Source organism: Bdellovibrionota bacterium, from assembly GCA_040386775.1.
Lineage (GTDB): Bacteria > Bdellovibrionota > Bdellovibrionia > Bdellovibrionales > JAEYZS01 > JAEYZS01.
In genome coordinates this window covers 966-27464 of the sequence record JAZKEU010000025.1, presented here as the reverse complement: position 1 = coordinate 27464, position 26499 = coordinate 966, and the positions used below count along the sequence as shown (strand labels likewise).

Here is a 26499-nt window from a genome sequence, read left to right as displayed (position 1 = left end):
GGAGTTTCTCATTTTTCCCAGAAGTTCGTTACGAGAGTATTCCACGTAGTTGAGTACGTCCGTTACAGTGTCGCCTTCTTCGAAGTGCTCTAATGTATAACCTGTTTCGGAGATATTGATCTGTACGGAATCTGTGTCACCAAAAAGATTATGAAGATCGCCTAAGATTTCTTGGTAAGCACCCAATAAAAATGTGCACATAAAGTAAGGCTCTTGAGGATTGTACGCGTGAACAGGAAGAGAATTGCTCACTTCGTTGTTTGATACAAACTTATCGATCTTACCGTCAGAATCACAGGTCAAATCCACAAGGACTGCGTTCTTCGTAGGCTTCTCATTCAATCTATGAATTGGCATTACTGGGAACAACTGATCCACGGCCCATGAATCGGGAACTGATTGGAACACCGAGAAGTTGCAATAGTAAGTGTCATGCATTTCTTGAGAAAGAGCTGCGTGAATTTCTGTGTAGTCTTCGTTGTCTTTGGTGATCGTTAACATTTTGGACATTGCAGACCAAATTAATCTTTCGGCTTTTGATCTTGGTTCTAAGCCTAAGTATCCGTAAGCAAAGAGTTGTAAGGAGTCGTTCTTAAGTTGAAGAACATCATGGTAGCACTCTTGAACATTATCTTTGTTGAGCTTTTGATAAATGTCGTAAAGATCTTTAATGATCGCGTGATCTGTCGCAAGTGGTGTGAACATGTGTTTAGCGTCGTTCAATTCATTCACGCCTAGAACGTTGAACACAAGTACTGAGTGATGGGCTACAAGTGATCTACCAGATTCTGTTACGATATTTGGATGCGGAAGATTTTTTTGATCACAAATTTCTTTTAATGCGTAAACTACATCGTTTGCATATTCTTGCTCGTTGTAGTTTACAGAGTTATCGGACTTTCCTGTGCCGTCGTAATCCACGCCAAGACCGCCACCAACGTCGACGTACTTCACGTTCGCACCCATCGCTACCATTTCAGCGTAGAATCTCACGCCTTCTTTGAGAGTTGTTTTGAAAGCTTGGATGTTTGAAACTTGTGAGCCGATATGGAAGTGGAGTAATACTAAAGAATCTAAAAGATCAGCGTCTTTTAATTTTTGCATTCCCTCGACCATCTCGGGAGAAGTTAAGCCGAATTTAGATTTAGCACCGCTAGAATCTACCCACTTACCGAAACCACGTGAATCGAGTTTTACTCTGAATCCAATTTTTGGTTTCATGTTTAATTCTTGAGAGCATTTGATAATTTCATCAAGTTCAGTGAATCTATCTACAACAATAACCATCTCTCTACCTAATTTTTGTGAGAGAAGTGCGGTCTCGATATATTCTCTGTCTTTAAATCCATTAGCGATACAAAGACCTTCGTTGTCTTCCATCATTCCAAGAGCAATTAGAAGTTCAGGTTTTGATCCGCACTCTAGTCCTAGTTTTGTTTTCTTACCGTGTTTTACGATTTCACTTACGATGTGTTTTTCTTGGTTTACCTTAATTGGGTAAACGCCGTTGTATTGACCTTGATAACCGTAATCAGCGATAGCTTTTGAAAAGCAGTTTGCAAGAATTTCGATACGTGCACGGATAATGTCTGGGAATCTGATCAAGATGGGCGGTCTGATTCCTCTTTCCATCAATTCTTCCATCAAGTGCATCATGTCGAGTTGTGGCCCGAACTTTCCGCGTGGAGTGATGCAAACATGACCTTTTTTGTTAATACTAAAGTATCCTGCGCCCCAAGCATCGATTCCGTAAAGTTCCGCGCTCTTTTGTGCATCCCATTCTGACGGAGCGGCTTGCTCAGGGTTGAGTTCTATTCCTTCGAAGTACTTTTTTGTAGATGGTGCATTTCCATTAAGTCCGTTAGTTTGAGTTGGTCCATTAGAATTGTTTCCAGGCATTGCATCCATCCTTAAAGTTCCCCCAAATATATCGCCAAAAATAGTTCATGACGCGTAATTGAATAGTCTGAGTTTAATAACAGTTTTTTGGTGGCAAATGCAATAAAAAACTACGCTTTCACTTCGCAATGATGTTGAGGATTTTTCCAACTTTGTAGATCACTTTTTGGATCGTGAGGCCATTTAATGCGTTCTGAACCGCCGCGATCTCTTGAGCGGCCTTTACAGCAATATCTTCGGAGGCGTTTGTTGGGATTTCGATGCTTCCGCGAGTCTTCCCATTTACTTGAACTCCCATGGAAATTGTATCGTCGATAACAAGCTTCGGATCAAAAGCCGGCCATGGAGCAAGTGAAACCAAGCCACTTCCACCCAGCAAACTCCAAAGCTCTTCTGCAATGTGCGGAGCGAAGGGCATGAGTAACTGAGAAAGAGTTTTCAAAACACTTACAGGTCTGTTTTCAGTTTTATAAATCTCGTTCACTAAGATCATCATTTGAGAAATAGCTGTGTTGAAACTTAGAGACTCAATGTCTTCCGTCACTTTCTTGATAGTTTTATGGAGAATTTTTTGAATTTCGGGTGAGGGTTCGATGTTGGTGAAGATGGGTTTGTTATTTATCTCATCCCAGCAAAGTCTCCAAACTCTATCTAGGAATCTTCTAACACCATCGATACCAGAATCTTGCCAAGGTTTATCGCGATCGAGTGGGCCCATGAACATCAAGTACATTCTCAGAGAATCAGCACCGTGCTTGTGAGTCACATCATCAGGGTTGATCACGTTTCCTCGAGATTTTGACATTTTTTCTCCGTCACCACCCAAGATCATTCCTTGATGAACCAATTTGTGGAAAGGTTCTTCATGCGTTACCATTCCGGCGTCGAACATTACTTTTTGCCAGAATCTAGAGTAAAGCAAATGTCCCACTGTGTGTTCTGCGCCACCTAAGTATAAATCTACAGGCATCCAGTAGCTTTGGGCATCGAAACTGAAAGGTTCGTTATCATTTTGAGGATCAGTGTATCTTAAGAAATACCAAGATGAACCCGCAGAGCCCGGCATGGTGTCCGTTTCTCTAATTGCTTCACCTTTGTAGTCCAACCACTCTTTGTTGTTTGCAAGTGGTGATTCTGCATTTTCTGTAGGCTCGTAGTTCGCGACCTTTGGTAAAAGAACAGGAAGTTCATTAACAGGAACTCCTTTTAAACCTTTTTCAGGATAGTGAACAATTGGGAATGGTTCGCCCCAATATCTTTGACGGCTAAATAACCAATCTCTGAGTTTGTACTGAATTGTTTTTTTGCCGATTCCTTTTTCTTCTAGGAAATTATTCATTTTGCTAACGGCATCTTTGGTCGATGTTAAATCATTTAAGAATTCTGAGTTGACGTATTTTCCATCACCAGTGTACGGAAGATCGGTTTCGGATTCGATCACGCGAATGATTTTTATTCCGTGCTTTTGTGCAAATTCAAAATCTCTTTCGTCATGTCCTGGGACGGCCATGATAGCGCCAGTTCCGTAACCCATGAGTACGTAGTCCGCAATCCAAATTGGTATTTTTTTGTTGTTCGATGGATTTGTAGCATAGCTTCCTGTGAAGACACCCGTTTTATCTTTATTTGCCTGTCTATCGATATCGGATTTACCGGAAGCTTGTTCTTTGTATTTTTTTACGGAATCTTTGTATTCGCTTTGAGTGATCTGTTCTACGAGTGGATGTTCAGGTGCGAGCACCATAAATGTAGCGCCGAAAAGTGTGTCAGGACGAGTGGTGAAGACTTCGATAGAATGTTGAGAATTCTCAACGTTGAAGTGAACTTGCGCGCCCTCTGATTTCCCGATCCAATTTTTCTGAGCTTCTTTTGTTCTTTCTGGCCAATCCACTTTATCAAGGTCCGTGATCAAACGTTCTGCGTAGGATGTAATTTTCAACATCCATTGCTTCATCGGCATTCTCACTACAGGATGTCCGCCGCGCTCGGATTTTCCATCAACCACTTCTTCGTTGGCTAAAACTGTTTTCAAAGCCGGACACCAATTCACCGGAACTTCTTTTTGGTAGGCTAAGCCTTTTTCAAAAAGTTTTAGGAAAATAAATTGGGTCCATTTGTAATATTTGGGATCGCATGTAGAAATTTCTCGTGACCAATCATAACTGAATCCAAAAGATGAAAGTTGCCTTTTGAAATTCTCCATTGCTTTGGCTGTGGTGATCTCGGGATGAACTCCGGTTTGAATTGCATATTGTTCTGCAGGCAATCCGAAAGCATCCCAACCCATGGGATGGAGAACGTTAAAACCTTTTGCTCTTTTGTAGCGAGAAACGATATCGGTTGCGGTGTAACCTTCTGGATGGCCGACATGAAGACCGTTGCTTGAAGGGTAAGGGAACATGTCTAGAGCGTAATATTTAGGCTTAGTTTTATCGAGTTTTGCCTTGAAAGCGCCTTGGTCTTCCCAGAGTTTTTGCCATTTTTGTTCTATACCAACATGATCGTAAGCCATCTTTTTCCCGTTTTATTTCCCGCTTTAAGTTAAAGCTTAATAATATGGAAAACTTAACAGTGTTTTTGACCTTAGGCCAGCTTAAAAATAAATTTAAAAATCTATCCAAATCAGGCAAAATAAAGAGATGTTTGATAAAGATTTAAAGCCTTCCAATTCTACACGAAAAATCATGGTAGTAGATGATGACAAAGATCATCTAAAATTTGTTAGGAAAACGTTAGAATACGAAGGCTACAATGTGACGACGGTGGATTGCGGCGAAAAAGCATTACAGGCTATCGAAGATAATCCTCCGCATCTTCTGATCTTGGATGTCAACATGCCAGGAATCAGTGGAATCGAAACCCTAGATCTTTTACGTCAAAAACTTTCCTACGTGGCCGTGATTTTTGTATCGGCCAATGATAGGCCCGAAGATGTGATTCGTGGTCTTGATTCCGGTGCAGATGATTACATTCGAAAACCCTTCGATATCAAAGAATTGATCTCAAGAATCAAAGCCAAGCTTCGTGTAAAAGATTTGAACGACCAATTGCGTGCTGCTAACGAAAAACTAAAAGAACTTGTAGAGATCGATGACCTCACGGGTCTTTTTAATATGCGATCTATTTATCAAAGATTGGAAAATGAAATCGTAAGATCGCAACGCTTTAAAAAAGTTCTGGCCATTGTGATGATGGACATGGATCACTTCAAAAGTGTGAACGATCAGCATGATCATCTTTTTGGGAGCTATGTTCTTTCGGAAGTGGGGAGGATCATCAGAGCGAATATTCGTAAGGTGGATTTCGCGGCCAGATATGGTGGGGATGAATTTTTAGTGGCCATTACCGAAACTTCCCATGAGGGAGCGATACTTTTTGCAGATCGCCTAAGAGAGAAAATTACACAGACACTTTTTAAATCGGGGAATGATTCTATAAAATTAACAGCCAGCTTAGGGGTCGCTATCACTCACCCGGACGTGGAACTCGATGCGAGGGATCTTGTACGCAAGGCTGACGAGTATTTGTACGAAGCCAAGAAAAAAGGTCGAAACAGGGTTGAATTCTTTGACTATCTTGAGTTAAAAGGAGAATCGAAAGATTTTAAAACACTCAGGAAAAAATAGTTCATGAAACCATCTGGAAAAACTGTAAAGCTCAACGGAAAAACTTTTGAAATTAAAGGTAACGAATATACCTCTGAACAGATCATTGAAAAGATGGGGTCACTTCTCACACCTGAGAGAAAAGAACGTATACGTGAGGTCGTTGATAAACGCACTTACGATATCATTCCTGTGATGGACGGAATTCATGACCTGGGAAATGTGAGCGCGGTTTTAAGATCTGCAGAGGCCTTTGGATTGCAGGAAGTTCATTTCGTTGAGAATCAACCTAAATATAAAATCTCACAACGTACATCTAAGGGCACAGACAAATGGTTAAATGTAATTCGCTGGAAAGAATCTTTGGCTTGCGCTAAAGATTTGAAAGCGCGCGGATATCAAATCGTTTCAACTCATTTGGATGATACGGCGGTTCCAATCAGCTCAGTAGATTTCAGTAAAAAAACAGCATTGATACTTGGGAATGAGAAAGACGGTGTATCAAAAGAAATTTTAGAAATGTCCGATGTCCGATGCATTATTCCTATGCAGGGATTTGCGGAGAGCTTTAATATTTCTGTGGCGGCGGCGGTGAGTTTTTATCATATCTACCAAGACCGTATGAAAAAACTCGGTCATCACGGAAATCTTACGCAAGAAGAAAAAAATTATCTAATCGCTGATTATTTTTTAAGAACTACAGACAATCCAGAACTGTATTTTTCTTAATTAAACTAATTCGTGGAGAGCACTGATTGCGGTGTCTCTGTCTTTTGATTTTACCAATACAGAGATACTTTGTGGGGTGTAAAATATTTTTTCTGCGTGGACATTCTTTTTTTCTAATTGCTCTAGAATTTTTAAACTTAAATCTGTGTTTGTGCTTCCAAAACAAGTTGCAGTTACGGTTGAGTGTTGGTCGTCGCAGTTTTTGTATGACTTCGATTCTTTGATGGCGCCAATTACAACTTTCAGAGATTCATCGCTTGAAGAGATAAATAATTTTGTGGAATTTTCTGTGGATTCTGTGGCTAAGATCTGTGGCCAAGGTAGGGTGTTCTTTTTTAAGAATTCTCCGACTTCACTCAGCGTTTTTTTGAGATCGCTTGAAAATTCGCATACAGCGATATTTTTTACGGATGAAATTGTTATTATTTTTTGGGACTCTAGCATTTTAACATCTCCACGGATGGTTGTTGTGATCTTGGGGTCATCGATATGTTTTATTTGGATGGGAATATTCAATTTCTTCGCCAGTTCCACCGCGCGGAAGTGCAAGATCTTTGCGCCCCAGTAAGTGGCTTCTAAGGCAACATCGTAATTTAATTCTTCGTAACGTTTTGCTTTTGAAATTTGTGCGGGGTCTGCGGAATAAATTCCACCCACCTCTTTGATAATCTCGCAACGATCTGCTTTTAGGGAATAGCTCATTGCCACAGCAGTAGTATCTGTTCCACCACGCCCGAGAGTTGTAATCTCTTTTTCCATGTGCGAGACGCCTTGAAAGCCCGCGATGATGATCATGCTCTTTTTTGCAAGTTCGGCTTCGATGCGAATGGGCTTTACGTCATAGATTCTAGCTTGAGTGTGATCGCTCTCTGTCAGAATTCCAGATTGGCTGCCGGTAAAACTTTTTGCAGGCACCTTAAGATCGTTCAATGCCATTGATAAAAGTGACATCGAAATTCTTTCGCCCACGCTGAGTAGCATATCCAATTCTCGTCGAATGGGTTTTGCAGAAACTTTATATGCAAGGTCGATCAATTCATCGGTGGTTTTTCCCATGGCGCTCACCACGGCAACAACTTGATCACCTTCATCTATTAATTTTTTAATTTTATTAGCGACGGCCAAGACTTTTTCAGGAGTCGATAAAAGATTTCCGCCGTACTTTTGAACGATGAGTGCCATAGAAAGAATAATAATATTTTTGATGCAGTATTGCTACCAAAAGGTAGTCCCCACCTTTTTGTGTCGCTTGTGCGTTATTGATAGCGGTTTTTGAAGTAGGCAGCCACTTTTGCGAGAGAGCCTTTGGGGATGCGGATTTTGTGGCCGGTGACTTGATCTGGAATAAAGCCTTTGATCAATTCTGGGTTCATGTACTTTAATTCTTTCTCAGAATATTTTAAATTTTTTGCTAGCTCTCGAATGGAAGTTCCGCCTGGTGCCCAAAAATATTCGTATTGGATTGGGTCTTTATACTTTAAATCTCTAAATCCATAAAGGCTTGGAGCTTTTGCAATTAAGATGGCAGCGATTAATTTTGGAACATAGTCTTTTGTTTCTTGAACTAGAGATTCTGAAATATCCCAAAAGCTTTTTGAGTTATGACGCTTAATTAGTCGTTGAATTCTTGCTTCGCCAGTGTTGTATCCAGCAGCAGACAAATACCAATTGTTGAATACCTTGTTCATGTCCGTCAAATATTTTGCAGCGGCGTAGGTGCTCTTGTGTATGTCGCGTCTTTCGTCCAACCACCAGCTGACCTTTAAGCCATAGCGTTCTGCTGTTGGCGCAATGAACTGCCAATAACCCACAGCCTGAGCTGCGGAATTGGCGAACGGAGAAAAACCACTTTCAATCATGGCAAGATACGCAAGGTCAGAGGGCAATCCTTTTTCTTTAAAGATGCCTTGGATTTTTGGCACATATCTCTGAGATCTTTCTAACCAAGTTGAAAAGCTTTTTTTACCTATAGTTTGAAAGTAGTTAATCCAGTATTTTACTTTGTCGTTATATGTGATGGGCAAATCGAAAACCAATGAATCGCCGGAGAGAGAAGCCGATGGTTTAATTGGTGTATTGGCAATTTTTTTAAGATTTGGTTTTGTATAAATGAATGCATTTTGACTTGTGGCAGGCTTATTCACAGCTGCATAAGCAGTTGTAAGACTAAGTTGAGATGTGAGAATAAAAATCAAAAACGTTAGTAACCGCATTTTTCTATTATGTTGTTCAATCATCAAAAGGTCGATAGTTACATTTTTCTTATAGACTTTAAGAGAGGATGCTCAAAAAATAAACTGACCCATCCTTTTGACGAAATGACAAAATATTGACTCTAGATGTTCATCTAGGTTGTGTGAAAATCTAAATATAAACAAAGTAATTTCGATCTGAGGGCTTCAAAAATTTTTACTTATTCTAAAGTCCTGTGTGGCATATGACTTGCTCTACTTGTTTACAGCACTCGCTTTGGCGAGTCCTAGGCTAGCAGGGGAACCATGAGCACAAAAGGTATTTACACAGCATTATCCGGAGCGATGGCGCAAAACCAGAAAATGGAAACCATTGCCAATAATCTTGCTAACGTGGGTACGACTGGTTTCAAAAAAGACCAACAGGTTTTTCAAGAATATCTCACGGCTTATGAAAAAGCTCCGGACGCAAACACCGTTCCTCGTGTAACAGCAAGTATTGAAAGTTTTTATGATCTTGCGGGTGGCGACAAGTCTTTCGTCGATACAGCAGGAACATTTACGGATTTTTCTCAAGGTCCAATCAAGCCTACAGGTGGAGCATTGGATATCGCAATCGAAGGAAATGGATTTCTAGAAGTTCAAACGAATTTGGGTACTCGCATGACGCGAAACGGATCTCTCTCGATCAATAATCAAGGGACTCTGGTGACCAAGGAAGGTCATCCCGTACTTTTAGAAGGTGGCGGACAAGTGAGTTTAACCGCTGGTGGAAGTGTAAACATCACGGCTGATGGAACTATTTTTCAGAATAATCAAAACATTGGAAAACTTTCGATCGTGGGAGTGGAGCCTGCACAAGCTTTGAGAAAAGGTGGCGGCTCTTTATATGGATTAAAAGAAAATATGAACCCCGCAATCATTAGAAATCCTAATGTGAAGGTTCATCAAGGTGCACTTGAAGGTAGCAATGTGAATATCGTGAAAGAGATGACAGATATGATCTCTACGACAAGAGCATTCGAGAATACACAGAAAGCAATGAAAGCATTCGACGAAATGGATGAGAAATTAGTGAATTCAGTACCGCAATTAAGGTAGTGAGTAGTGCCAGCCGGTAGGCTGGACAAGGAGACCAGAGATGTTTAAGTCATTAAATACAGCAGCTACAGGCATGCAAGCGCAGCAAAATAACATGGATACGATATCCAACAATATTGCTAACGTGAACACGCATGGATTCAAAAAATCTAGAGCTGAATTTGAAGATCTACTCTATCAAAACATTAAAGATCCAGGAGCCGCGACAGGGCTGAATGCTGTTTCACCAAGTGGTGTACAAACAGGTCTTGGAGTAAAGACTGCCGCTACACAAAAAGATTTCGATATCGGTAGCGCTAAAATGACAAATAAACCACTCGATATCATGATCGAAGGACCGGGCTTTTTCCCAATTCAGGGTGAAGACGGACAAATTTCATACACGAGAGACGGTGCTTTCCAAAAAGATCCAAACGGTAGAATCGTAGATAGAAATGGAAGGCCTTTGATTCCTGAAATTACTATTCCCCCTTCTACAAATGGAATTCAGATCGATCCTAACGGACAAGTTCAAATCACGGTTTCTGGAAGCCAGGAGCCACAAACTATCGGTACGATTGAGCTTGTGAACTTTATCAATCCAGCAGGTTTAAAATCTTTAGGTAAAAACCTATATTCGCCAACGCCAGCGAGCGGGCAACCAACACAAGGGGCACCTGGTACGGCGGGTTTAGGTAATTTGGCACAAGGTCAAATTGAATCGAGCAATGTTAACATTGTTGAAGAAATGGTGAACATGATTTCTGCACAAAGAAGCTATGAGATGAACTCAAAAGCAATTCAAGCTGCGGATCAAATGCTCCAATCATTGAATAACTTGAGGTAATCATTTTGTTTATAGATAGATTTGGTAGAAAAATTATTATTATCTTGATCCTGATCTTCGGGCTCAATGCATTTGCTGCAAAGGCAAGGATGGATGTGCTTTCTCAAGTTTATGTTGAGAATGAACAAATTTTTTTAAACGACATCACTAAGACTGAAAACATATCTCCCGAGCTTCAAACAAAGCTCAATACTATAGTTATTGGTAATACTCCGAAAGAAGGCGAAATTAGAAGTTTTTCTAGTTATGCAATATCGGAAATCATTAGATACAATCTTCGATCCGACCTCTCGCTGATCACTTTAAAAATTCCTGCTGAAATAAAAGTTTCTAGAAAAGGCACAAGTCTTACGCCGACAGAAGTTAAATCAAGAATGATCTCTTGGGTTCAAAGTACATGTGCGCCGTGCGATGTGGAAGTGAGTTCACTGAGACTTCAAGATCCGGGAAAGCTTGGGCCATCGATTACATGGTCAGTTTCAAATACACAAATCATCCCGAGAGGGAGCTTCAATATTTCTATCGACTTATATAAAGATAATAATTTTTTGAGAAAAATATTTGTACAAGGAAATTTAAGAATTTTAAAAGAGGTGCCAATTGTTAAAAGAAATCTTCAATACGGTGAGAGAATCCAGAGAGACGATGTTTCCTTTGAAAAGAGAGACATCACCTTCAACCGAGATATTATTCCCTCTGCGGAAGAACTCTACGGATCAGAAATTGCGGGAAGTGTATCAACTAACCAAATCCTCTGGACCAGAAATCTCAAAAGGAAAATGGCACTTACAAGAGGAGCTCCTGTCCAAGTTACAGTTCAGAACCAAGGATGGAGAATTCATTTAACAGGAATTGCTCAAGACAGTGGTTATATTGGGGATACAGTGAAGATTTTAAATCCGGCAACAAAGAAAATCATTGTTGGAGTAATTAACAATGATGGCATGGTTGAGGTTAAATAATGGCTAAGTTTTTTCAAAGAATCATAACGGTACAGATTTTGATAATCACTTTGATGATGATCACGGGTTGCTCCAGCTTTGGTAAAAAGTGGAAAGCTTTTTTAAATGAAGGCGAAGAAAAACCTGTGGTTGCAAAACCTAAGGACGATGCCGTTAAGTTCTCGGATACAAATAATCTTCCAGTCGATGGTGAGAGACAATATAAAAGAATGACAAAGAAACAATTCGAGGACCAAGAGTTATTCGCGGACAATGCAGGATCTCTTTGGGTGAACGAAGGACAGGATTCATACTTATTTGCGCAAAATATAGTTCGCCTTCCGGGAGATATTTTGAATGTGGTGCTTGATGGACAACCTGAAAAGCAACTTTCTACAAAAGCCCAAGTGATTAAGGAATTAACAAATAGAATTGAAAAGAAACAAAGAGGAGTAGCTTCTACTGATCCAGCGGCTGCAAAACCAGATGGTGCAGATGCAGCGGCAACTGATCCTGCTGCAAAACCCGCAGACCCAGCAGCGAAGCCAGACGCTGCGGCTGCAGCCGGCGGAGCGGAAAAAACAAAAGATGAAGAATTGGCGGGAGCCGGCGGAAACTTCGATGTAAAAACAATTCCTACAAGAATTGTAGAGCGTCTGCCTGATGGAAATTACCGAGTAAAGGGTTCGCAAAATTTTATGATTGGCTCCAAAGAATACAAGGCCATCGTGACAGGTTTAGTAAAACCTCAAGACGTTGCGGATGATAATGTGAACTCTTCTAAAATGTTAGATTCGAAATTCGATATCGTGAGATACAACAAAGGGAAATCACTATGAACGTAGCAGCGATCCAATTTTTTACAATTCAAGCAACCGTTATAGCGATGGCAATTTTATTACAATTTAGGGAGTACTTCTTCTCATGAAAAAATTTGGGTTCAAAAAATTTATATGCACAAATTATCACTTCCTCATCGTAGTCATTGCCCTCTTGATGCTACATGGAGTATTCGGAGAGGATGCTCAGGCGGCAAGATTAAAAGATATCTCTAATATTAGAGGTGTGAGAGAAAACCAATTGATTGGTTATGGTTTAGTTGTGGGTTTGGCAGGAACTGGCGACGGTGCCGCGGAGTTCACAAGTAAGAGTATGGCAAGAATGCTGGATATCGTTGGTGTGAAACTTGATGAGAAACAAGTCACTAGCAAAAATGTTGCTGCTGTTATGATCACGGCCAGTCTTCCAGCTTTTGCAAGATCTGGAAATAAATTAGATGTTACCGTTCATGCGATTGGCGATGCTTCAAGTTTATCTGGAGGGACTTTGATTCAAACTCCACTGAGAGCGGCGAATAAAGAAGTGTATGCCGTTGCCCAAGGTGCATTAATCATTGGTTCGGCAGGAAACGGTGGCAAGGCTCACACGACTGTAGGGAGTGTTCCGAGTGGTGCGATCATCGAAAAAGATTTAGATATGGAATTTGCAGGAAGAAAAATGTTGAGACTGACTTTGCACAATCCAGATTTTACAACGGCGGCAAGAGTTTCTCATGTGATCAATAGAGACACGGGTGGCAAGTACGCGGTTGCAAAAGACAGCGCAACGATTGATTTAGTTGTTCCACCAAACTACGACGGGAACGCTGTGGAATTTATGGCAGCAATTGAAAGCCTTGATGTGAATCCAGATGCGAGGGCAAAAGTTGTTATCAACGAAAAAACGGGTACAGTTGTCATTGGGGAAATGGTGAAGATTTCTAAGATCGCAATCGCGCACGGAAATATTTCTGTACAAATCGGTGATGAAAAAGGCAAAGGAGCGAATGCTGCTAAAGTTGCTAACACAGCAGTTTTCGGTGGCGAAGCGAGTGTAGGAGACATAGTGAATGCATTGAATGGTCTAGGAATCTCTCCTAAAGACCTGATCACGATTCTTCAAAACATCAAAGCAGCTGGAGCTTTGCACGGGGATCTGGAAGTTTTATAGAATTTTTAATTATTAATTAGGGTATTCGAGTTTTTGTAATTTAAAATAGGATATGGGTTATAGGAGTCACATGGATGTGGCTTCTGGGGTAGGGGAGTTAGAGGTCAGAGCCATGGAAGGATGACATTCTTTCCCTTAAGCAGGAAACAAGAAAAGTCTACGAGTCGACACGGATGTTGATTTGAAAAGTACAGGATGTACGCACTCTAACGAACCACCCCGCTTTTTTTCCCATTTCCTTTAACATGAATAGAGTCGAAAATGTTAAAAGGAATTTCTCCATCAGCACAATCTCCTGAACAGCAGCAGTCGGCGATCATTGACAAGCGTGATCCGAAAGTTCTTGAAGCTGCGAAAATGTATGAACAAGTTTTCTTAAAGCAAATGGTCGATGCCATGAGACAGGCAGTTCCTAAGAGCGAGCTTGTCAACGAATCCATGGGCGAAAGAATCTACAAAGATCAAATGTATGATAACTATGTTGAGCAATGGTCAAACGTTGGCGGCGTAGGATTGGGTGATATGATCTATGATCAGATCATTGAAAGATTTGGTCCGCAGCAAAAACAAATCAAGCCGATGGGTCCGATGCCAATGAACAGCGGAAAAACTTTCGAAATCGAAAACAAGTCCGAAGGTCAAACAGGCTCTGGTCATGAGGTCATGCTTTTAAAATTCAAACCTCAAAATAATTTTGAACCTATGCAAATCACTTCACCATTCGAAGGTGAAATAATAGGCAGTAATACTTTAGAAAATGGTCAAAAAGCGCTATTTCTTAAGCATCCAAATGATATGAAATCGACATTTGTATTTAATGGTTCTTTGAACTTAACAAAAAATAACTTTGGTCCAGGTGAGCACATAGGAACTGTCAGCCCTGAATCTAATGAGTTCCTATGGAAGCTCGAGGGCAAAAAAGTCTAGTAGACCTTTGTCGTGATTTGTTTAGGGTGAGGAATGTTTGCATAAATTTGTCTCAATATGCTACAATTTAAAGATAGCAAAAGGTCACTAAGATCAGTTGCTTGGAGGTCTCATGAAGGTTAATCCAAAGGTTAACAACGCTGACGTAAATAAAGTTCTTCAAGATAAAACTATTCAAGGTTTGAACACAGCTCAAACTTCGGAAGTCGGAAAAAATTCGAAAGCGGAAAAAAATAAAGAAGTTACTTCGCAAGAGCAAAGAGATGCGTCCGCAAAAGTGGATTTATCTCCAAGAGCACAAGAGATGAAAAAAATTAAGCAACTTGCAACTTCATCTCCAGATGTGGATGAAGCAAAAGTAAAAAAATTCCAAGAGCTAATTGATAAAGGTTTATACAAAGTTGACTCTAAAAAAGTTGCCGACAAAATGATCGAAGACAGCTTAACGAGTTCATTCCAAGAGGAACCGTAATCTAGATGAAAATTTTAGAGTGCTATAACAATTTAGTTCAGGTTCTTGAAGAAGAGATCACGGTGTATAGACACTTTCTTGATCTTGTTCGTCACGAGTTCAATATACTTGTGGAATCAAAACTTGATGCACTCATTGAAAACAACAAATCAAAAGACGCGATGATCACAAAGCTTAAATCTCTCGAAAGAATTCGTGAGAAGAGAGCAAGAGAAATGACAATGACTCTGGGAATGATTGCTGGGAACGAGCCGATCACGCTTCTTCAAATTGCTGCTAAATTAGAAATGGTTCAAGGCGATAAATTAAGAACAATCCACGCAACTCTTGAGTTACTCATTAAGAGAACAAGAGAGAACAACGCGAAGAACGAAGTATTGGTTCAATCGGCTTTGACAAATATCAAAGGCGCACTTGAAAACCTAAAACACTCTCTACAAGACAAGAATACTTATAAGAGTGAAGGACAAGTGAGCGAGGGGCCAGTGGCTCCGGGTAGATTTGTAAGTAAAGAAGTTTAGATCAGAAAGATTTAAGCGAATACTCTAGAAAAGGATTTCTGGAGTAAGTTATAGAGGAAGACAGGATGTCTAAAGTTTCATCGGTAATGAACATTGCACAACGTTCAATGATGAATGCTCAAACGGGGCTTCAAACCGTTTCTCATAACATTGCTAACAAAAATACTGAAGGTTACACACGTCAACGTCTTGAAATCCAATCAACAGCACCAACAGGATTAGGCAAAGTTCAAATCGGAACTGGTGCAAAGACAACTGCCGTTACAAGAACTAACAATCCTCATTTAGAAAAACAAATTCAATTCGAACAAATGAAGATGGGATTCGGCGAAGGTAAGATGGCTTATCTTAATCGCGTAGAAAATATCTTTAATGAACAGATCAATAAAGGCCTCAATCATTTTATGGGTGAGTTCTTTAATGCGTTCAGAGAATTATCAAACTATCCAGAGAGTTTGCCAATCCGTACTCAAGTGAAAGAAACGGCTTGGAATATGACTCAAGATTTCAAACGTATTGATTCGCAAATGAAAAAAATCCAAGATGAAGTGGATAATGAAATTGTTGGTGAAATCAACGAAGTGAATCGTATGGCTGAAGAGATCGCCGATCTCAACCAAAAAGTTGAAAGCATCGAGATCACAGGTTCAGTGGCGAATGATCACAGAGATCGTCGTGATCATATCTTAAAAGAACTCGGCGAAAAAATTAATATCAAGTACGCAGAAGTAGAAAACGGAAAAGTGAACGTGACGGCCGGGAGCACAATTGTTCTTGTGAGTGGTTACGATGCTGCAAAACTAAGTAGTGAAAGCACTCCTGAAAAAGGTTTAAAGAGAGAAGGGAATAACGATATTTCCTTCCAAGCCAATGAGCGTTCGACAAAATACAATGTCACGACTCAGATCAATGGCGGTAAGCTCGGCGGTATGCTCGAAGTGCGTGATAAAGTGATTAACGATATCATGAGCAAAGTGGATAAACTCGCTTACTCAATGGCTGAAAGTATCAACGAAGTTCACCAAATGGGTTATGACCAAAAAAGTCGTCCCGCTGGACAATTCTTTGATTTGAATGGACCAGAAAAAGGAACAGCTTCGCGCATTGATATCAGTGATACAATTTCAAGAGATGTGAGCTTTATCGCAGCTGGTTTAATGCCAGATGCCCCGGCAGATAACCGCGTAGCTAACGTGATCTCATCGTTACAATATAAACCATTACTTAATGGTGAAGACACGCTCGATGATTTCTATAATGGATTAGTTGGAGAATTATCGGTCGTAACAAAAAAATCGAGATCATTATTCGAACACCAAGCAGAATCACTTTCTCAATTGAAAAATATCAGAGAAAGTATCAGTGGCGTGAGTATTGATGAAGAAACAGTAAAAATGATTGAGTACCAAAAAGCGTTCGATGCATCGGCGAAGTTGATTAAGACCGCAGATGAGATGCTCGACACAGTTATTAACTTGAAGAGGTAAGGTTTTAAGTGAGAGTCTCTGATTCGATGAATTATGCTAAGACCAAGATTGCTCTAGAGAAGAACCGCTCTGAGATGTCTGAACTTCAGACTCAGGCTGCCTCTCAAAAGAGAATCAATAAGCCTTCGGATGATCCGGTTGGGACTACAAAACTATTGAGTTCAAGAACTGACGCCAAAGGTATCGATCAGTATTTAAAGAATTTAGATTTTGCACAAACATTCTTAAACTTTACCGATCAATCTCTGGAAGAAGTAACGAATGGTTTGATCAGAGCAAAAGAACTCGCGTTATCACAATCCAACGATCCGAGTTCGAGTGATATCACGAGAAAGGCCGTAGCGACGGAGATTCGTCAGCTTTATAATCAGTCACTTCAAGTTGCGAACAGAAAATTGGGAAATAGATTTATTTTTGGTGGCTACGGAACTACGGACAATCCATTTAAAAACGATGGTGCGTACAAAGGTGACCGTGGCGAGATCATGATCGAAATCAATAAGGGTGCCTACGTTGCGATGAATCTTCCTGGTGACGTTGTTTTCTTGGGTCGGGATGCTAAGACGAGTGGAGTATTGAATTCGGTTCCTGCGGGTCCTGGTGAGTTGAGCGAAACTCAGATGCAAGAGATGAGACAAAAAGGCGAAGAAGGGCAAAAGGAAGAAGGCTCAATTCGTGATTTGGCAAGTGTGAAGTCTGCCTCTTCTTCGGCTTCTTCTCCGACCTCTTCTAAAGAGAGCGATTTTGGAGAAATGAGTGTTTTCATGGAAGGTGAAAATATTTTTAAGGTTCTCGCAAATCTTGAAACCGGGATGGTGTCGAATGATAAGGCAGCCATTCAGGACTCGTTAGACAAAATTGATGTGGCGATGGATCAGATCGTACATGCTAGAGCTAAGGTGGGTTCGCGTGTAATGAATCTTCAGAACACAATAGATTCATTACAGAAAGCAAGTGTCGACGAAAAGTCTAAGCAATCGAACATTGAAGATGTAGATTCTTTCGAAATTTTTAGTAATTTAAGCCAAAATGAAAATACCTTAAAAGCAACTATGGCTACCTCGGCCAAAATCCTGCAACCAAGTCTTCTTGACTTTCTTAGATAGTAATTATAGCTAAACACCTGAAATATTTTTGCCGATGAGGCAGATGAGTATATATTTAACAGGATGTTAGGGAGTAAGCCATGCTGGTTCTCACTCGTAAATTAGGTGAAAGTATCGCGATTGATGATAATATCAAGATCACTGTCGTTCAGATCAAAGGTAAACAAGTCCGTTTAGGCATCCAGGCGCCTAAGGATACGAAAATTCATAGAGAAGAAGTCTATCTAGCCATTCAGGATCAAAATAAGCAGTCGGTAGATACGCCATCAGATAACGCGCGTCGTGTCGCAAAGCTTCTCAAATCATAATTTATTCTAAAAAAATTTAGTTTTGCCCTATTTTTGTCTTGTGGTGTCTATAAATGAGGGGCATCCTATTTAGGATGCAGGGGGGATTTGCAATGACTGTTCAAACGTCTCGTTTTGGACAAATTGAAATACAAGAGACTGACGTTCTGTTTTTTCCAGAAGGTCTTCTAGGTTTTAGCGAGCTTAGACATTTTGTATTATTAGAAGATCCACAGGATGAAATCTTTGTGTGGCTTCAGTCTACGGAAACTCCAGCCATCGCATTTCCAGTTTTAGAACCGGAATTCTTTGTTCCGAATTACAAGCTAACGCTTGCGAAGAACGACCTAGAGGCTATGGGATTAAAAGCTCAAGAAAAAGTAAGATCCTTCTCAATCATCACGATTCCAGACGATGCAAAATTGATGACGGCAAACTTAAAAGCTCCCATCGTAATTCATATCAGTTCAAGAGTTTCAAGACAGTGTGTGCTTCAGGATAATAACTTGGCGATCCGCGAGCCGATTTTCACTTCTCTACAACAACGTTTGGTACAAATGCCAAATCAAAAGTTCAGAGAGACCAACGCAACAGAGAAGTCTGTTCCGCAAGCGCTTTCTTTGGCAGAACTCTAGTTCAGTATCCTAACTTCCACTGATAAATTAGGATTTTTTATAGCAGCTTCCTCTAAAAGAAGTAGCAAAGCTTGATATTTTTCTTCTCCAAGGGAGTTGTAAAGATCCGTTGAATTAGTGAGATTGATAAAAATGGGTTGGCTAATAGAAACTAACATATCATATAACGCATCTAAATTTTTACCGTAGTATGCAGGAAAGCAAAGTTGCTCGGACATAGAGTCATGAAGAGTGCTTTCGGTATTTATTATTTTTCCATTTATAATTACTGTGCTTGATGTGCAATTCTTGCTTGCGTGAGTGTTGAGACCAAAAAATACAGAGAGAGTAAAAACCAAAAATATTTTAAACATTATCCACCTCGAGGTTGTTAGGGGGAAATTAGTTGATGATGTAAGGCTCGGCTAGTTAAAAGTAGTATTTGAGAATGTTCTGAAAATCTTTCAGTGAATAAAAATGAAACTATCTATAAACAAACTATAAAGACGTTAAATTAGCATCGTCTATGGCGCGTTATCTATTGTTTTTGACCCAATCTCTCATAAGTTGAACAATTATAGATTGGTATTTTTGATTTTTCCCGTGAGTTAAAGTCTTAAAGCTTTCCAGTATGTTCTCCGGAACTCTCAAACTTATCAGTTTTGTCTTTTTATCTTTCCCGTAGATGACACTTTGAAAGTTATCTAAGAACTCGACAACTTGATTTGGAGTGAGTTTTTTCTGCTTTTTATGTATTTGTTTAGCTTTTTTCATCTATGGCCTCTAATGCTTTTATATCTTCTAGATCCTGAGGTCTTCCTGCCGCTTTTTTCATTTCAATCAATGAGTGTATTGAGAGGACTGGGACTTTTACACCATGAATAGATATTTTTTGAAGTTTCAATTTTTTAAGATCGAATGTAATTATGATATCTACGACCTGAGAAGGATTTTTATAGTTTACAAAAGACCATGCTATGAGATTTCTCTTTTCAATATATTCTTATCTGAATTTAAAGATGTCTTCGGCGGTAACGGGGATACGACTTGTTAGGTTTAATTCTTTAAGAGTTTTCTCTGCTCTTTTTAAATTGTCTAAATTAATTGAGATTACGATATCGAGATCTACGGTACCTCTAATTATTGTTATTGCCTGGAACTTGGATGCAATCGCCTGAGCAGCATGCGCTATCGGAATTACCACATAATGCACCAATTGGTGAACAGCTGTTTCCGCCGCCAAATCCTGCATACCCGCAGCGTCCATATCGGCAATCATATCCAGGTCTGCAGTCTGAGTCGAAATTGAATCTAGCCAATCGACTTCAAAAATAAATATTTTTTTGAAGTATTTTAATGATTTTTGAGAACATAACTATGCGAAATTAGAAATCTAATTATTGTAGGACGTTTATTGTCTCTGGTGTCAGAATCATTACATCTATTTTATTTCAACTAGCCCTGTTAAATTAGTTCAGTAAAGGATCGTTTGAGTTTGATAACCTTGGAAATTAATCCAACAAACTTTCTGACGGTATCATGTTATGATAAAGTATATAACTCCAGTTCTAATAATATTTTTCTCACTCAATAGTTTTGCTTACTCAAGATATTCAAACGAGGATGAGTGCTCAAATGACCTTGGCTATTTCCTTCGAAGAGATGTTTCAAATTTATTGGTACACGATTCATGCAATACATTTGTAGGCGGTAAGGGTCACAAGTACTCATTTACATATGAATCAAATTATCAGGAGGGATATTTATATCATCAAGAAGATTGTCTTTTAGAATTTTCTAGAAATCTAAATAAAGTAGTAAAAAATATGCGGATTGTGCGCGCTTGTGATTTTGAGAGTGGCATAGGATATGTAATAGATTTTACGACAAGCAACTCCCACTCAAAAACTACGGCAGTAGCCAGCTCTAGTGAAAAAGAATCTAATCAAATGCTTATTTATTCTTGCTATAGCCGAAATAATGACGACGAAAGACTTCTAGTTAAGGAAAAAGGAGGACGTACTTTTTATAAATTTAATAATTATAGTTGGAAAGATATGTCTGAAAGTAATTTAGATTTTCTACCTAAAATTTCTGGGTCTGGCTTAAAAATTAAGCGCGGCAAGATTCTTATTGCTGATTGTACTTTGGCGGAATAGCTATAAATTAAATAGAAATTTGTTCTTACTAAAAGCTCCCAACCTGGCGACCGCACTTCACTATTTGAAGTTTAAATTAGAATTTTCTATGGATGCTTCTTCTAAAAGAAGTATCAAAGCTTGGTATTTTTCTTTTCCTAGAGCGTTCTCAAGATCCATAGGATTAGTAATATTTGCTGATCGTTCTTGCGTGAGTGTTGAGACCAAAAAATACAGAGAGAGTAAAAGCCAAAAATATTTTAAACATTATCTACCCCTAGGTTGTTAGGGGGGAAGTTAGTTGAGGATATGAGGCTCGGCTAGTTAAAAGTAGTATTTGAGAATGTTCTGAAAATCTTTCAGTGAATAAGAATGAGAATATCTATAGTAAGTTATAAAGATGTTAAAGGAGTATCTACGTTGGTAAAACACATATTGTATATACTTGTATATACAATATGTGTTTGGAAGATTGGCTAGCTAAACTAGATTATCTGCAATAGTTATTGTTATTGCCTGCAACTTGGATGCAATCGCCAGAGCAACATGCGCTATCGGAATTTCCACATAACGCACCACTTGGTGAACAGCTGTTTCCGCCGCCAAATCCTGCATACTCGCAGCGTCCGTATCGGCAATCATATCCAGGTCTGCAGTCTGAATCGTAGTAGCAACTGTTTGATCCACCGCCAAATCCTGCATACTCGCAACGTCCATATCGACAATCATATCCAGGTCTACAATCTGAATCGTAGTAGCAACTGTTTGTTCCACCACTGTGGCCTGCTGCACAATAGTTATTGTTGTTTCCTGGAACTTGTATGCAATTTCCACTGCAGCACGCAGAGTCGCTGTTGCCACAGAGCTGTCCGCCTTGCTTGCAACTGAAAGCATCAGCATTTGGTGTAGCCATGAAAAGCATAAAAGCTGTGAATAGAATTGAATAAATACGTGTCATTTTGTCCCCCTTGTTAATGGTAAAGCATTATTAATTAACAATAAAGCAAGGGGAGTGCCAGACTTTTTGACACCACTATTTTCCGAATATAACTTTTCCGGTTTCTATATCGTAGATAGCGGAGATAACCTTAACCTGTTTAGATTCGAGTGCCGTTTTTAAAATGGTAGATTGGTCAAAAAGTTTTTGGGAAGTCTCATCTGCATGACTAAAATCCATTTGTTTTCCTGGGTAGCTTCTATCCAATACGATGATGAGTCTTGTGCCCAATTCTCCGATAGCATAATCCACGGTATTTAAAACCGAGGTATCAACAGACAGGCCGAGATTTCTAATCACGTATATTTCACCTAACTTCTCATCAAAGATAATTTCTGGAGAAATTCTGGAATCACTAGTAGTAAAGATCACAGCGTGAGGTTTTTCTGCCTTTGCTAAACGTTGGATGTCTTTTCTAGATTGGCCATCAGCTCTTAAGGATCCCTTTAAGAACCTTTTATTACCATTTTTAAGCCATCCCAATGCTTTATCAGGATCAACGCCGCTAGATGTTCCAGAGTAAGTGCTTTCAGTTCTCTGTGCTGCAGGAAGAATATCTGATTTAGGTTCGTGATACTTTTCATCAAGATAAGATTTTTTTTGTAGAGTCACATCGAGAGTTTCATTTTCAGGCTGGTCGCTAACAGGCGCTTCAGCCATGGGGCTTGCGATATTGTCGGTGAGAGGCTTTGAATCATCGGTCGGCGCATCTTGTGGGGGAGACATTGAAGGGGCGTCATCTTTTGCGTCCGCATTGGCGAGGGGAGCTTCGATAGTTTTGTCGTTTTGATCCGCTCTTCTGTTGAAAGCCGAACAGGCACTGAGTGCAATCAATAAAATTCCTAAAATAATAAATTTCATAAAGAAAATCCTCTCTGAGAATGTATATTTCATTCTCAGAGAGGGTGTGGGGTTTAACAAGCATAAGATGATACATTATGCTCTTAGGTCTAGGTGCGGGGGAGGGAAGGTCTATGTATGTATATACTTTTATTTGGAGTGCATCGATTCGAAATTGGCTTACCATCAAGATCGAACTGAATTTCTCGTGCAAGAACTGATTTTCCGTTTAACTTAAGTTTCACTAAATACTTATCCTGAGCGTTATAGGCTGTACTAGTATAAGATAAGCATCTCAATTTACCATTTGGATAAAATTCTATAAAACTAAAATCGTGCCAACTAGGATTTTCTATAAACTCAACATTTTTATGTTTTAAGATTTTTTTATACATCTCTCTGTGTGCACCGGTATAAGGATAGTAGGATGTGATTTTTCGAACTTGTTTATTCTTATATAATTCAAGAATAGCTAAATCAATTGCATACTTCGTTGTGTCTATTGTGAACTCAAATTTATCTATTAAGAATTTTTGAGGAAGATCTTTTGTTATAAAGAAATTTTCTCCTAAAAGTAGGAAATATTTATAATTTTTTCCTTTATAATTAAGAGTGCCTGATCCCATGACTTCAGGGTTTTCAATATTTGGAAGAACGAAAGATTCGACGTATTTTTTGTCAGCACTCAATACCAAAGAATCATGAACTAGTAGGTTAGTAGTAAAATTATTAATTCCAAAATCAAATACATGTGATGATGAAATATATAGCGGTTTACCTCGGGTACTTTTGTTAACATTGTACGTTTCTGATTGGAATAAAATTAACTCATCTAAAGGCAAAGTTTCTGCTTCGGTAGAAGAGAGCAGGGCTATTAATTTTCTAACGGGCTCAGATCCATTCCCCAAACTATGTTTGGTTTTTATATAAGCTGAATAAATCATTTCATGTACAATGAGGGCTGCTTTATTGTCATTATCAAGTTTATTCCAATATTTTCCCATCAAGAAAATATCTTTACCTAGGCTTGCAGGATTAGATAAATTTCTAGCAAGGGCAACAAGGCTGCAATTATCAGGAAGGATTGTGGATCCAATATCGGATGCGTAGCTCAGCTTATCGCCTATAATGACGTCATCATGTTTCACCACGATTTGACCATTAAGAATAATCGCGCGCTCCCAAAACTTCTTGTACTTTTCTTGATAAAATTTTGCATGAGGACCATTAAATCTTTCCCAGCGTTTTAGCATGAGTTCGACTTTTTGATCAACGCTCAAGTTGCTTGGTCCTAGATCAAAATTGTAATTGTATCTTGTTTTAGCTTCATAAAGATCTAGAAGTGTCAATTGGCCGTTGCACTCGAGACCAAATCCCCCATTTCCATCTTGTCCAGCGAAGCTTTGTGCTGAAGTAATCAACAGTATTGCTAATAAAATTTTAAACATAAATACTCCTCTTATTCTTTAATTTTTAAATCTTTTGTTAGTGGAAAAAATGAAACGTTAAGATTGTAAACTTCCTTTTCGTTTCCGCTCTCCATTATGTATTTGTCCATTGATCTTCTGAATTCCGTTATCTTCTTTTTAATTTCTGGCAAAAGCTTGGGATCCACCGCCACAGTCAGGCTAGAATGTTCTCTTTTATCAAAAGGAACATCTTCCAGGGCCTCCAGAGATTTTTCTTGCATTTGCTTTTGTAGGGTTCTTCTTGCAGTTGAGGTGTCTGATAAATTCAACCACGAGTTAGATATTTTTCTGAGCCAGTATTTATTTTTTTTGAATTCAATAAAGCCTAATCGCTCAAGTCTTTCTAAGGCTCTCTCTGCCTCGAGATCAGTGATTTTCAATCTCTTAGCTACAAATTTGGGGTTATGTTTTAAATTTTTTGTCTTTATTAACTCTAAGATCGCAAAATGATACCATGCGGATATAATAAAGAATTCGTCTTCTTTCATAAGAAGGTAGTCAGCAGAGGAATCAATCGTGTTTGCAATTTCTTGATTTAAATAAACTCCTAAAAAATCTGAAATTTTTTGGGCATTTGCATCGGAGAATTTCCTTTTCCCTTGAAGAAGCTTGGTGAGTAGGGATTGATCCATATCCAATTTACTAGAAAGGGCCCGCAAAGAGAATGCCGGATTCTTTTCAGCTCTTCTTTGGAATTCATTCTTAAGAAGCTCCCTTAAGAAGTGGTCTCTATTTTGTATAATGTCTTTATTCATGGAGACTTTATAGACTACCTCATCTTATAAAAGCTAGACCTTTGTCCTCAAATCGAGGACATATGATGTCCTCAGGTAATAATTTCCTACACCAAGGCCTAGTTAAATGTTTCGTTCTGATACCGATGAGTACTATAGGAACTCCTCTAGTACCAGTAAGGTACATTACAGAACTAGGATTTGGTTCGGAGTAGTGGCAAACCCATGGAGGGAATACATGCAAGCCACTGCAATTTTATCATTAATAGTAGCAATCTTTATGTTTGCAAACGTTTCAAAGGCTAAAGAAGTGCAGGTTATTGAAATCAGAAAAAACCTTCAACTCTCAAATAACGAAGCGGTTTACTCAGACTATTATCTGAATGCCGGCAATGATCTGGGGATTAAACCTGGAACCACATTTGTGTTGTACCGCAGAGTGAACGTGATTGATCGTCTAGGAACGAACCAAGGGCGAGCACTTGCATTGCCTGTCGGAAAAATCAAAATCATTTATGTAGCAAAAGATCTTAGCGTAGCACGAGTTGAAAAGTTGGAAGAAAATAAATCCACGCCAATTCTAGAGCATAGAGGCGTAATGCTGGGTGACCTTATCAATGTTGGGTCAGCAGAGATTGCTGAAGAAGGCGATAAGAGTGCAAGCAACTACGGGCCGCAAGGTCTAAATGTAAGTTTCGAAGCCACTTCGGTCGTAGCTCCAATGCTGCCAACGAGAGAAGAATCTAGAATGCCAGCTACAGTGAATGCGGTTCCGACGATTCCTCAAGAGCTCCCTACAAAACCATCCAAAAATAATGTAGAATCTATAAAATCTAGCATTAATCCTATAGAAACAGAGCAGGTTCCTTTAATTAGATAAGGCCCTGTGATACAAAGCTCCTATAAAACCATAGGAGCTTTTTTTGTCTCAGCAACCAGCCACTTTTATTAAATTATCCATTTTGAATGTTAGAAAAGATCTTGAACAAGTGATCTCAAAGATTTGCTTTGATCACGATGCGATGGGTGTTTCTGAAACTTTGGACTTTGATAAAAAAGTCTATCCAGAACCTAAGATAATCGAAAAATCGCACGTCAATATTGAAGCTTATTTTTATGAATTGCCGGAAGATCTGGTGGGCTTACTGAAGCAAAGATATCCGGAAATGGAAGTTCTTGCAGAATCTCAAGAAAACAAAGACTGGATGGAAGAGTGGAAAAAAGGTTTCAACGCTTTCAAACTCTACGATCGTTTTTGGATTGTACCCTCATGGCAGAAAGCTCCTGAGAATGTGGAAGCAATCTACATCGATCCAGGCATGGCATTCGGAACGGGAACGCACGAGACAACGCAGATCTGTTCAGAATTAATCTATAAAGATCTTCAGGCAAACAATGTGAAATCTCTCATTGATGTTGGAACAGGAACTGGAATTTTAGCTTTCGTTGCCAACAAGATGGGCGTGATGAATGTGATGGGAACAGACAACGATCCTGAAGCCATTCGTGTGGCCAAAGAAAACGCCGAGATCAACAAGGTCGAAATGCGTTTAACCGAAAAAGATCTGAACATGATTCCTGAAAAATTTGATGCTCTTGATAGTTCTCCTGAATCTATTTTAGCA

Annotated in this window: 29 protein-coding genes; 18 read left to right on the top strand and 11 right to left on the bottom strand. The window is 39.3% G+C overall.

Features of this window, described 5'->3' with window-relative positions; genetic code table 11:
• Together speA and leuS are read right to left on the bottom strand one after the other, a co-directional pair.
• On the bottom strand, positions 1-1899 hold a 1899-nt coding region (gene speA, locus V4596_14405; protein ID MES2770331.1), incomplete at its 3' end, for a biosynthetic arginine decarboxylase.
• Positions 1900-2017: 118 nt separating this feature from the next.
• Positions 2018-4411, bottom strand: coding sequence for a leucine--tRNA ligase (leuS, locus tag V4596_14400; GenBank protein ID MES2770330.1), 2394 nt, complete (start codon positions 4409-4411; stop codon positions 2018-2020).
• Positions 4412-4538: 127 nt separating this feature from the next.
• On the opposite strand from leuS, the gene V4596_14395 reads away from it, so the two are divergent.
• Positions 4539-5525 (top strand): diguanylate cyclase, encoded by a 987-nt coding sequence (locus tag V4596_14395; protein MES2770329.1) that lies wholly within the window; start codon positions 4539-4541, stop codon positions 5523-5525.
• Between the two features lie 3 nt (positions 5526-5528).
• Entirely contained in the window at positions 5529-6233 is a 705-nt protein-coding gene (locus V4596_14390) for an RNA methyltransferase (GenBank protein MES2770328.1), read from the top strand.
• Here the strand turns inward: V4596_14390 and V4596_14385 are convergent, their stop codons facing one another.
• Together V4596_14385 and V4596_14380 are read right to left on the bottom strand one after the other, a co-directional pair.
• Positions 6234-7415 carry an aspartate kinase gene (locus V4596_14385; protein MES2770327.1) on the bottom strand — a complete coding sequence of 394 codons (1182 nt, stop codon included), beginning with the start codon at positions 7413-7415 and terminating at the stop codon, positions 6234-6236.
• Between the two features lie 74 nt (positions 7416-7489).
• On the bottom strand, positions 7490-8446 hold the full coding sequence (locus V4596_14380) for a lytic transglycosylase domain-containing protein (protein ID MES2770326.1): 957 nt from the start codon (positions 8444-8446) through the stop codon (positions 7490-7492).
• A gap of 285 nt (positions 8447-8731) precedes the next feature.
• Here V4596_14380 and flgF point away from each other — a divergent pair, with 285 nt between their 5' ends.
• The 12 genes from flgF (at position 8732) to V4596_14320 (ending at position 18717) form a co-directional block, all read left to right on the top strand.
• Positions 8732-9526: a flagellar basal-body rod protein FlgF gene (gene flgF / locus V4596_14375; protein MES2770325.1), complete on the top strand. Its 795-nt coding sequence runs from the start codon at positions 8732-8734 to the stop codon at positions 9524-9526.
• Between the two features lie 40 nt (positions 9527-9566).
• Positions 9567-10352, top strand: coding sequence for a flagellar basal-body rod protein FlgG (flgG, locus tag V4596_14370; protein MES2770324.1), 786 nt, complete (start codon positions 9567-9569; stop codon positions 10350-10352).
• 5 nt (positions 10353-10357) lie between these two features.
• Positions 10358-11314 (top strand): flagellar basal body P-ring formation chaperone FlgA, encoded by a 957-nt coding sequence (gene flgA / locus V4596_14365; GenBank protein MES2770323.1) that lies wholly within the window; start codon positions 10358-10360, stop codon positions 11312-11314.
• The gene (locus V4596_14360) at positions 11314-12132 is read left to right on the top strand and encodes a flagellar basal body L-ring protein FlgH (protein MES2770322.1); all 819 of its coding nucleotides are present in this window, start codon (positions 11314-11316) and stop codon (positions 12130-12132) included. The genes flgA and V4596_14360 overlap by 1 nt, the downstream gene beginning before the upstream one ends.
• An 85-nt stretch (positions 12133-12217) precedes the next feature.
• Positions 12218-13282, top strand: coding sequence for a flagellar basal body P-ring protein FlgI (locus tag V4596_14355; protein MES2770321.1), 1065 nt, complete (start codon positions 12218-12220; stop codon positions 13280-13282).
• 261 nt (positions 13283-13543) lie between these two features.
• A complete protein-coding gene (locus V4596_14350; GenBank protein ID MES2770320.1) occupies positions 13544-14209 on the top strand; it encodes a rod-binding protein in 666 nt (221 codons plus the stop codon).
• 112 nt (positions 14210-14321) lie between these two features.
• The gene (gene flgM, locus V4596_14345; GenBank protein ID MES2770319.1) at positions 14322-14681 is read left to right on the top strand and encodes a flagellar biosynthesis anti-sigma factor FlgM; all 360 of its coding nucleotides are present in this window, start codon (positions 14322-14324) and stop codon (positions 14679-14681) included.
• 5 nt (positions 14682-14686) lie between these two features.
• Positions 14687-15202, top strand: coding sequence for a flagellar protein FlgN (locus V4596_14340; protein MES2770318.1), 516 nt, complete (start codon positions 14687-14689; stop codon positions 15200-15202).
• Positions 15203-15267: 65 nt separating this feature from the next.
• Positions 15268-16689 carry a flagellar hook-associated protein FlgK gene (gene flgK / locus V4596_14335; GenBank protein MES2770317.1) on the top strand — a complete coding sequence of 474 codons (1422 nt, stop codon included), beginning with the start codon at positions 15268-15270 and terminating at the stop codon, positions 16687-16689.
• Between the two features lie 8 nt (positions 16690-16697).
• Positions 16698-17795, top strand: coding sequence for a flagellar hook-associated protein FlgL (gene flgL, locus V4596_14330; GenBank protein MES2770316.1), 1098 nt, complete (start codon positions 16698-16700; stop codon positions 17793-17795).
• An 80-nt stretch (positions 17796-17875) separates the two neighbouring features.
• Complete coding sequence (csrA, locus tag V4596_14325; protein ID MES2770315.1) at positions 17876-18103, top strand: carbon storage regulator CsrA; 228 nt, start codon at positions 17876-17878, stop codon at positions 18101-18103.
• A 92-nt stretch (positions 18104-18195) separates the two neighbouring features.
• A complete protein-coding gene (locus V4596_14320) occupies positions 18196-18717 on the top strand; it encodes a flagellar assembly protein FliW (protein ID MES2770314.1) in 522 nt (173 codons plus the stop codon).
• Here the strand turns inward: V4596_14320 and V4596_14315 are convergent.
• The 3 genes from V4596_14315 to V4596_14305 form a co-directional block, all read right to left on the bottom strand.
• Positions 18714-19070 carry a barstar family protein gene (locus V4596_14315; protein MES2770313.1) on the bottom strand — a complete coding sequence of 119 codons (357 nt, stop codon included), beginning with the start codon at positions 19068-19070 and terminating at the stop codon, positions 18714-18716. The genes V4596_14320 and V4596_14315 overlap by 4 nt on opposite strands.
• 160 nt (positions 19071-19230) lie before the next feature.
• Positions 19231-19470: a hypothetical protein gene (locus V4596_14310; GenBank protein MES2770312.1), complete on the bottom strand. Its 240-nt coding sequence runs from the start codon at positions 19468-19470 to the stop codon at positions 19231-19233.
• A gap of 229 nt (positions 19471-19699) precedes the next feature.
• Positions 19700-19975 (bottom strand): hypothetical protein, encoded by a 276-nt coding sequence (locus V4596_14305; GenBank protein MES2770311.1) that lies wholly within the window; start codon positions 19973-19975, stop codon positions 19700-19702.
• 265 nt (positions 19976-20240) lie between these two features.
• Here V4596_14305 and V4596_14300 point away from each other — a divergent pair, with 265 nt between their 5' ends.
• Both V4596_14300 and V4596_14295 read left to right on the top strand, forming a co-directional pair.
• Positions 20241-20855, top strand: a complete 615-nt coding sequence (locus tag V4596_14300) for a hypothetical protein (protein MES2770310.1) — start codon at positions 20241-20243, stop codon at positions 20853-20855.
• 19 nt (positions 20856-20874) lie between these two features.
• A complete protein-coding gene (locus tag V4596_14295; GenBank protein MES2770309.1) occupies positions 20875-21123 on the top strand; it encodes a hypothetical protein in 249 nt (82 codons plus the stop codon).
• Between the two features lie 201 nt (positions 21124-21324).
• Here the strand turns inward: V4596_14295 and V4596_14290 are convergent, their stop codons facing one another.
• The 4 genes from V4596_14290 to V4596_14275 all read right to left on the bottom strand — a co-directional run bounded on the left by V4596_14290 (position 21325) and on the right by V4596_14275 (position 24895).
• Complete coding sequence (locus V4596_14290; GenBank protein MES2770308.1) at positions 21325-21792, bottom strand: hypothetical protein; 468 nt, start codon at positions 21790-21792, stop codon at positions 21325-21327.
• Between the two features lie 75 nt (positions 21793-21867).
• Positions 21868-22692 carry a carbonic anhydrase gene (locus V4596_14285; protein MES2770307.1) on the bottom strand — a complete coding sequence of 275 codons (825 nt, stop codon included), beginning with the start codon at positions 22690-22692 and terminating at the stop codon, positions 21868-21870.
• 89 nt (positions 22693-22781) lie between these two features.
• Positions 22782-24119 (bottom strand): hypothetical protein, encoded by a 1338-nt coding sequence (locus V4596_14280; GenBank protein ID MES2770306.1) that lies wholly within the window; start codon positions 24117-24119, stop codon positions 22782-22784.
• An 11-nt stretch (positions 24120-24130) separates the two neighbouring features.
• Entirely contained in the window at positions 24131-24895 is a 765-nt protein-coding gene (locus tag V4596_14275; GenBank protein ID MES2770305.1) for a TIGR02147 family protein, read from the bottom strand.
• Between the two features lie 217 nt (positions 24896-25112).
• Between V4596_14275 and V4596_14270 the strand changes: the two genes are divergently transcribed.
• Together V4596_14270 and V4596_14265 are read left to right on the top strand one after the other, a co-directional pair.
• Positions 25113-25754, top strand: coding sequence for a hypothetical protein (locus V4596_14270; GenBank protein ID MES2770304.1), 642 nt, complete (start codon positions 25113-25115; stop codon positions 25752-25754).
• 43 nt (positions 25755-25797) lie between these two features.
• The coding region (locus V4596_14265; protein ID MES2770303.1) for a 50S ribosomal protein L11 methyltransferase at positions 25798-26499 on the top strand (702 nt) is incomplete at its 3' end.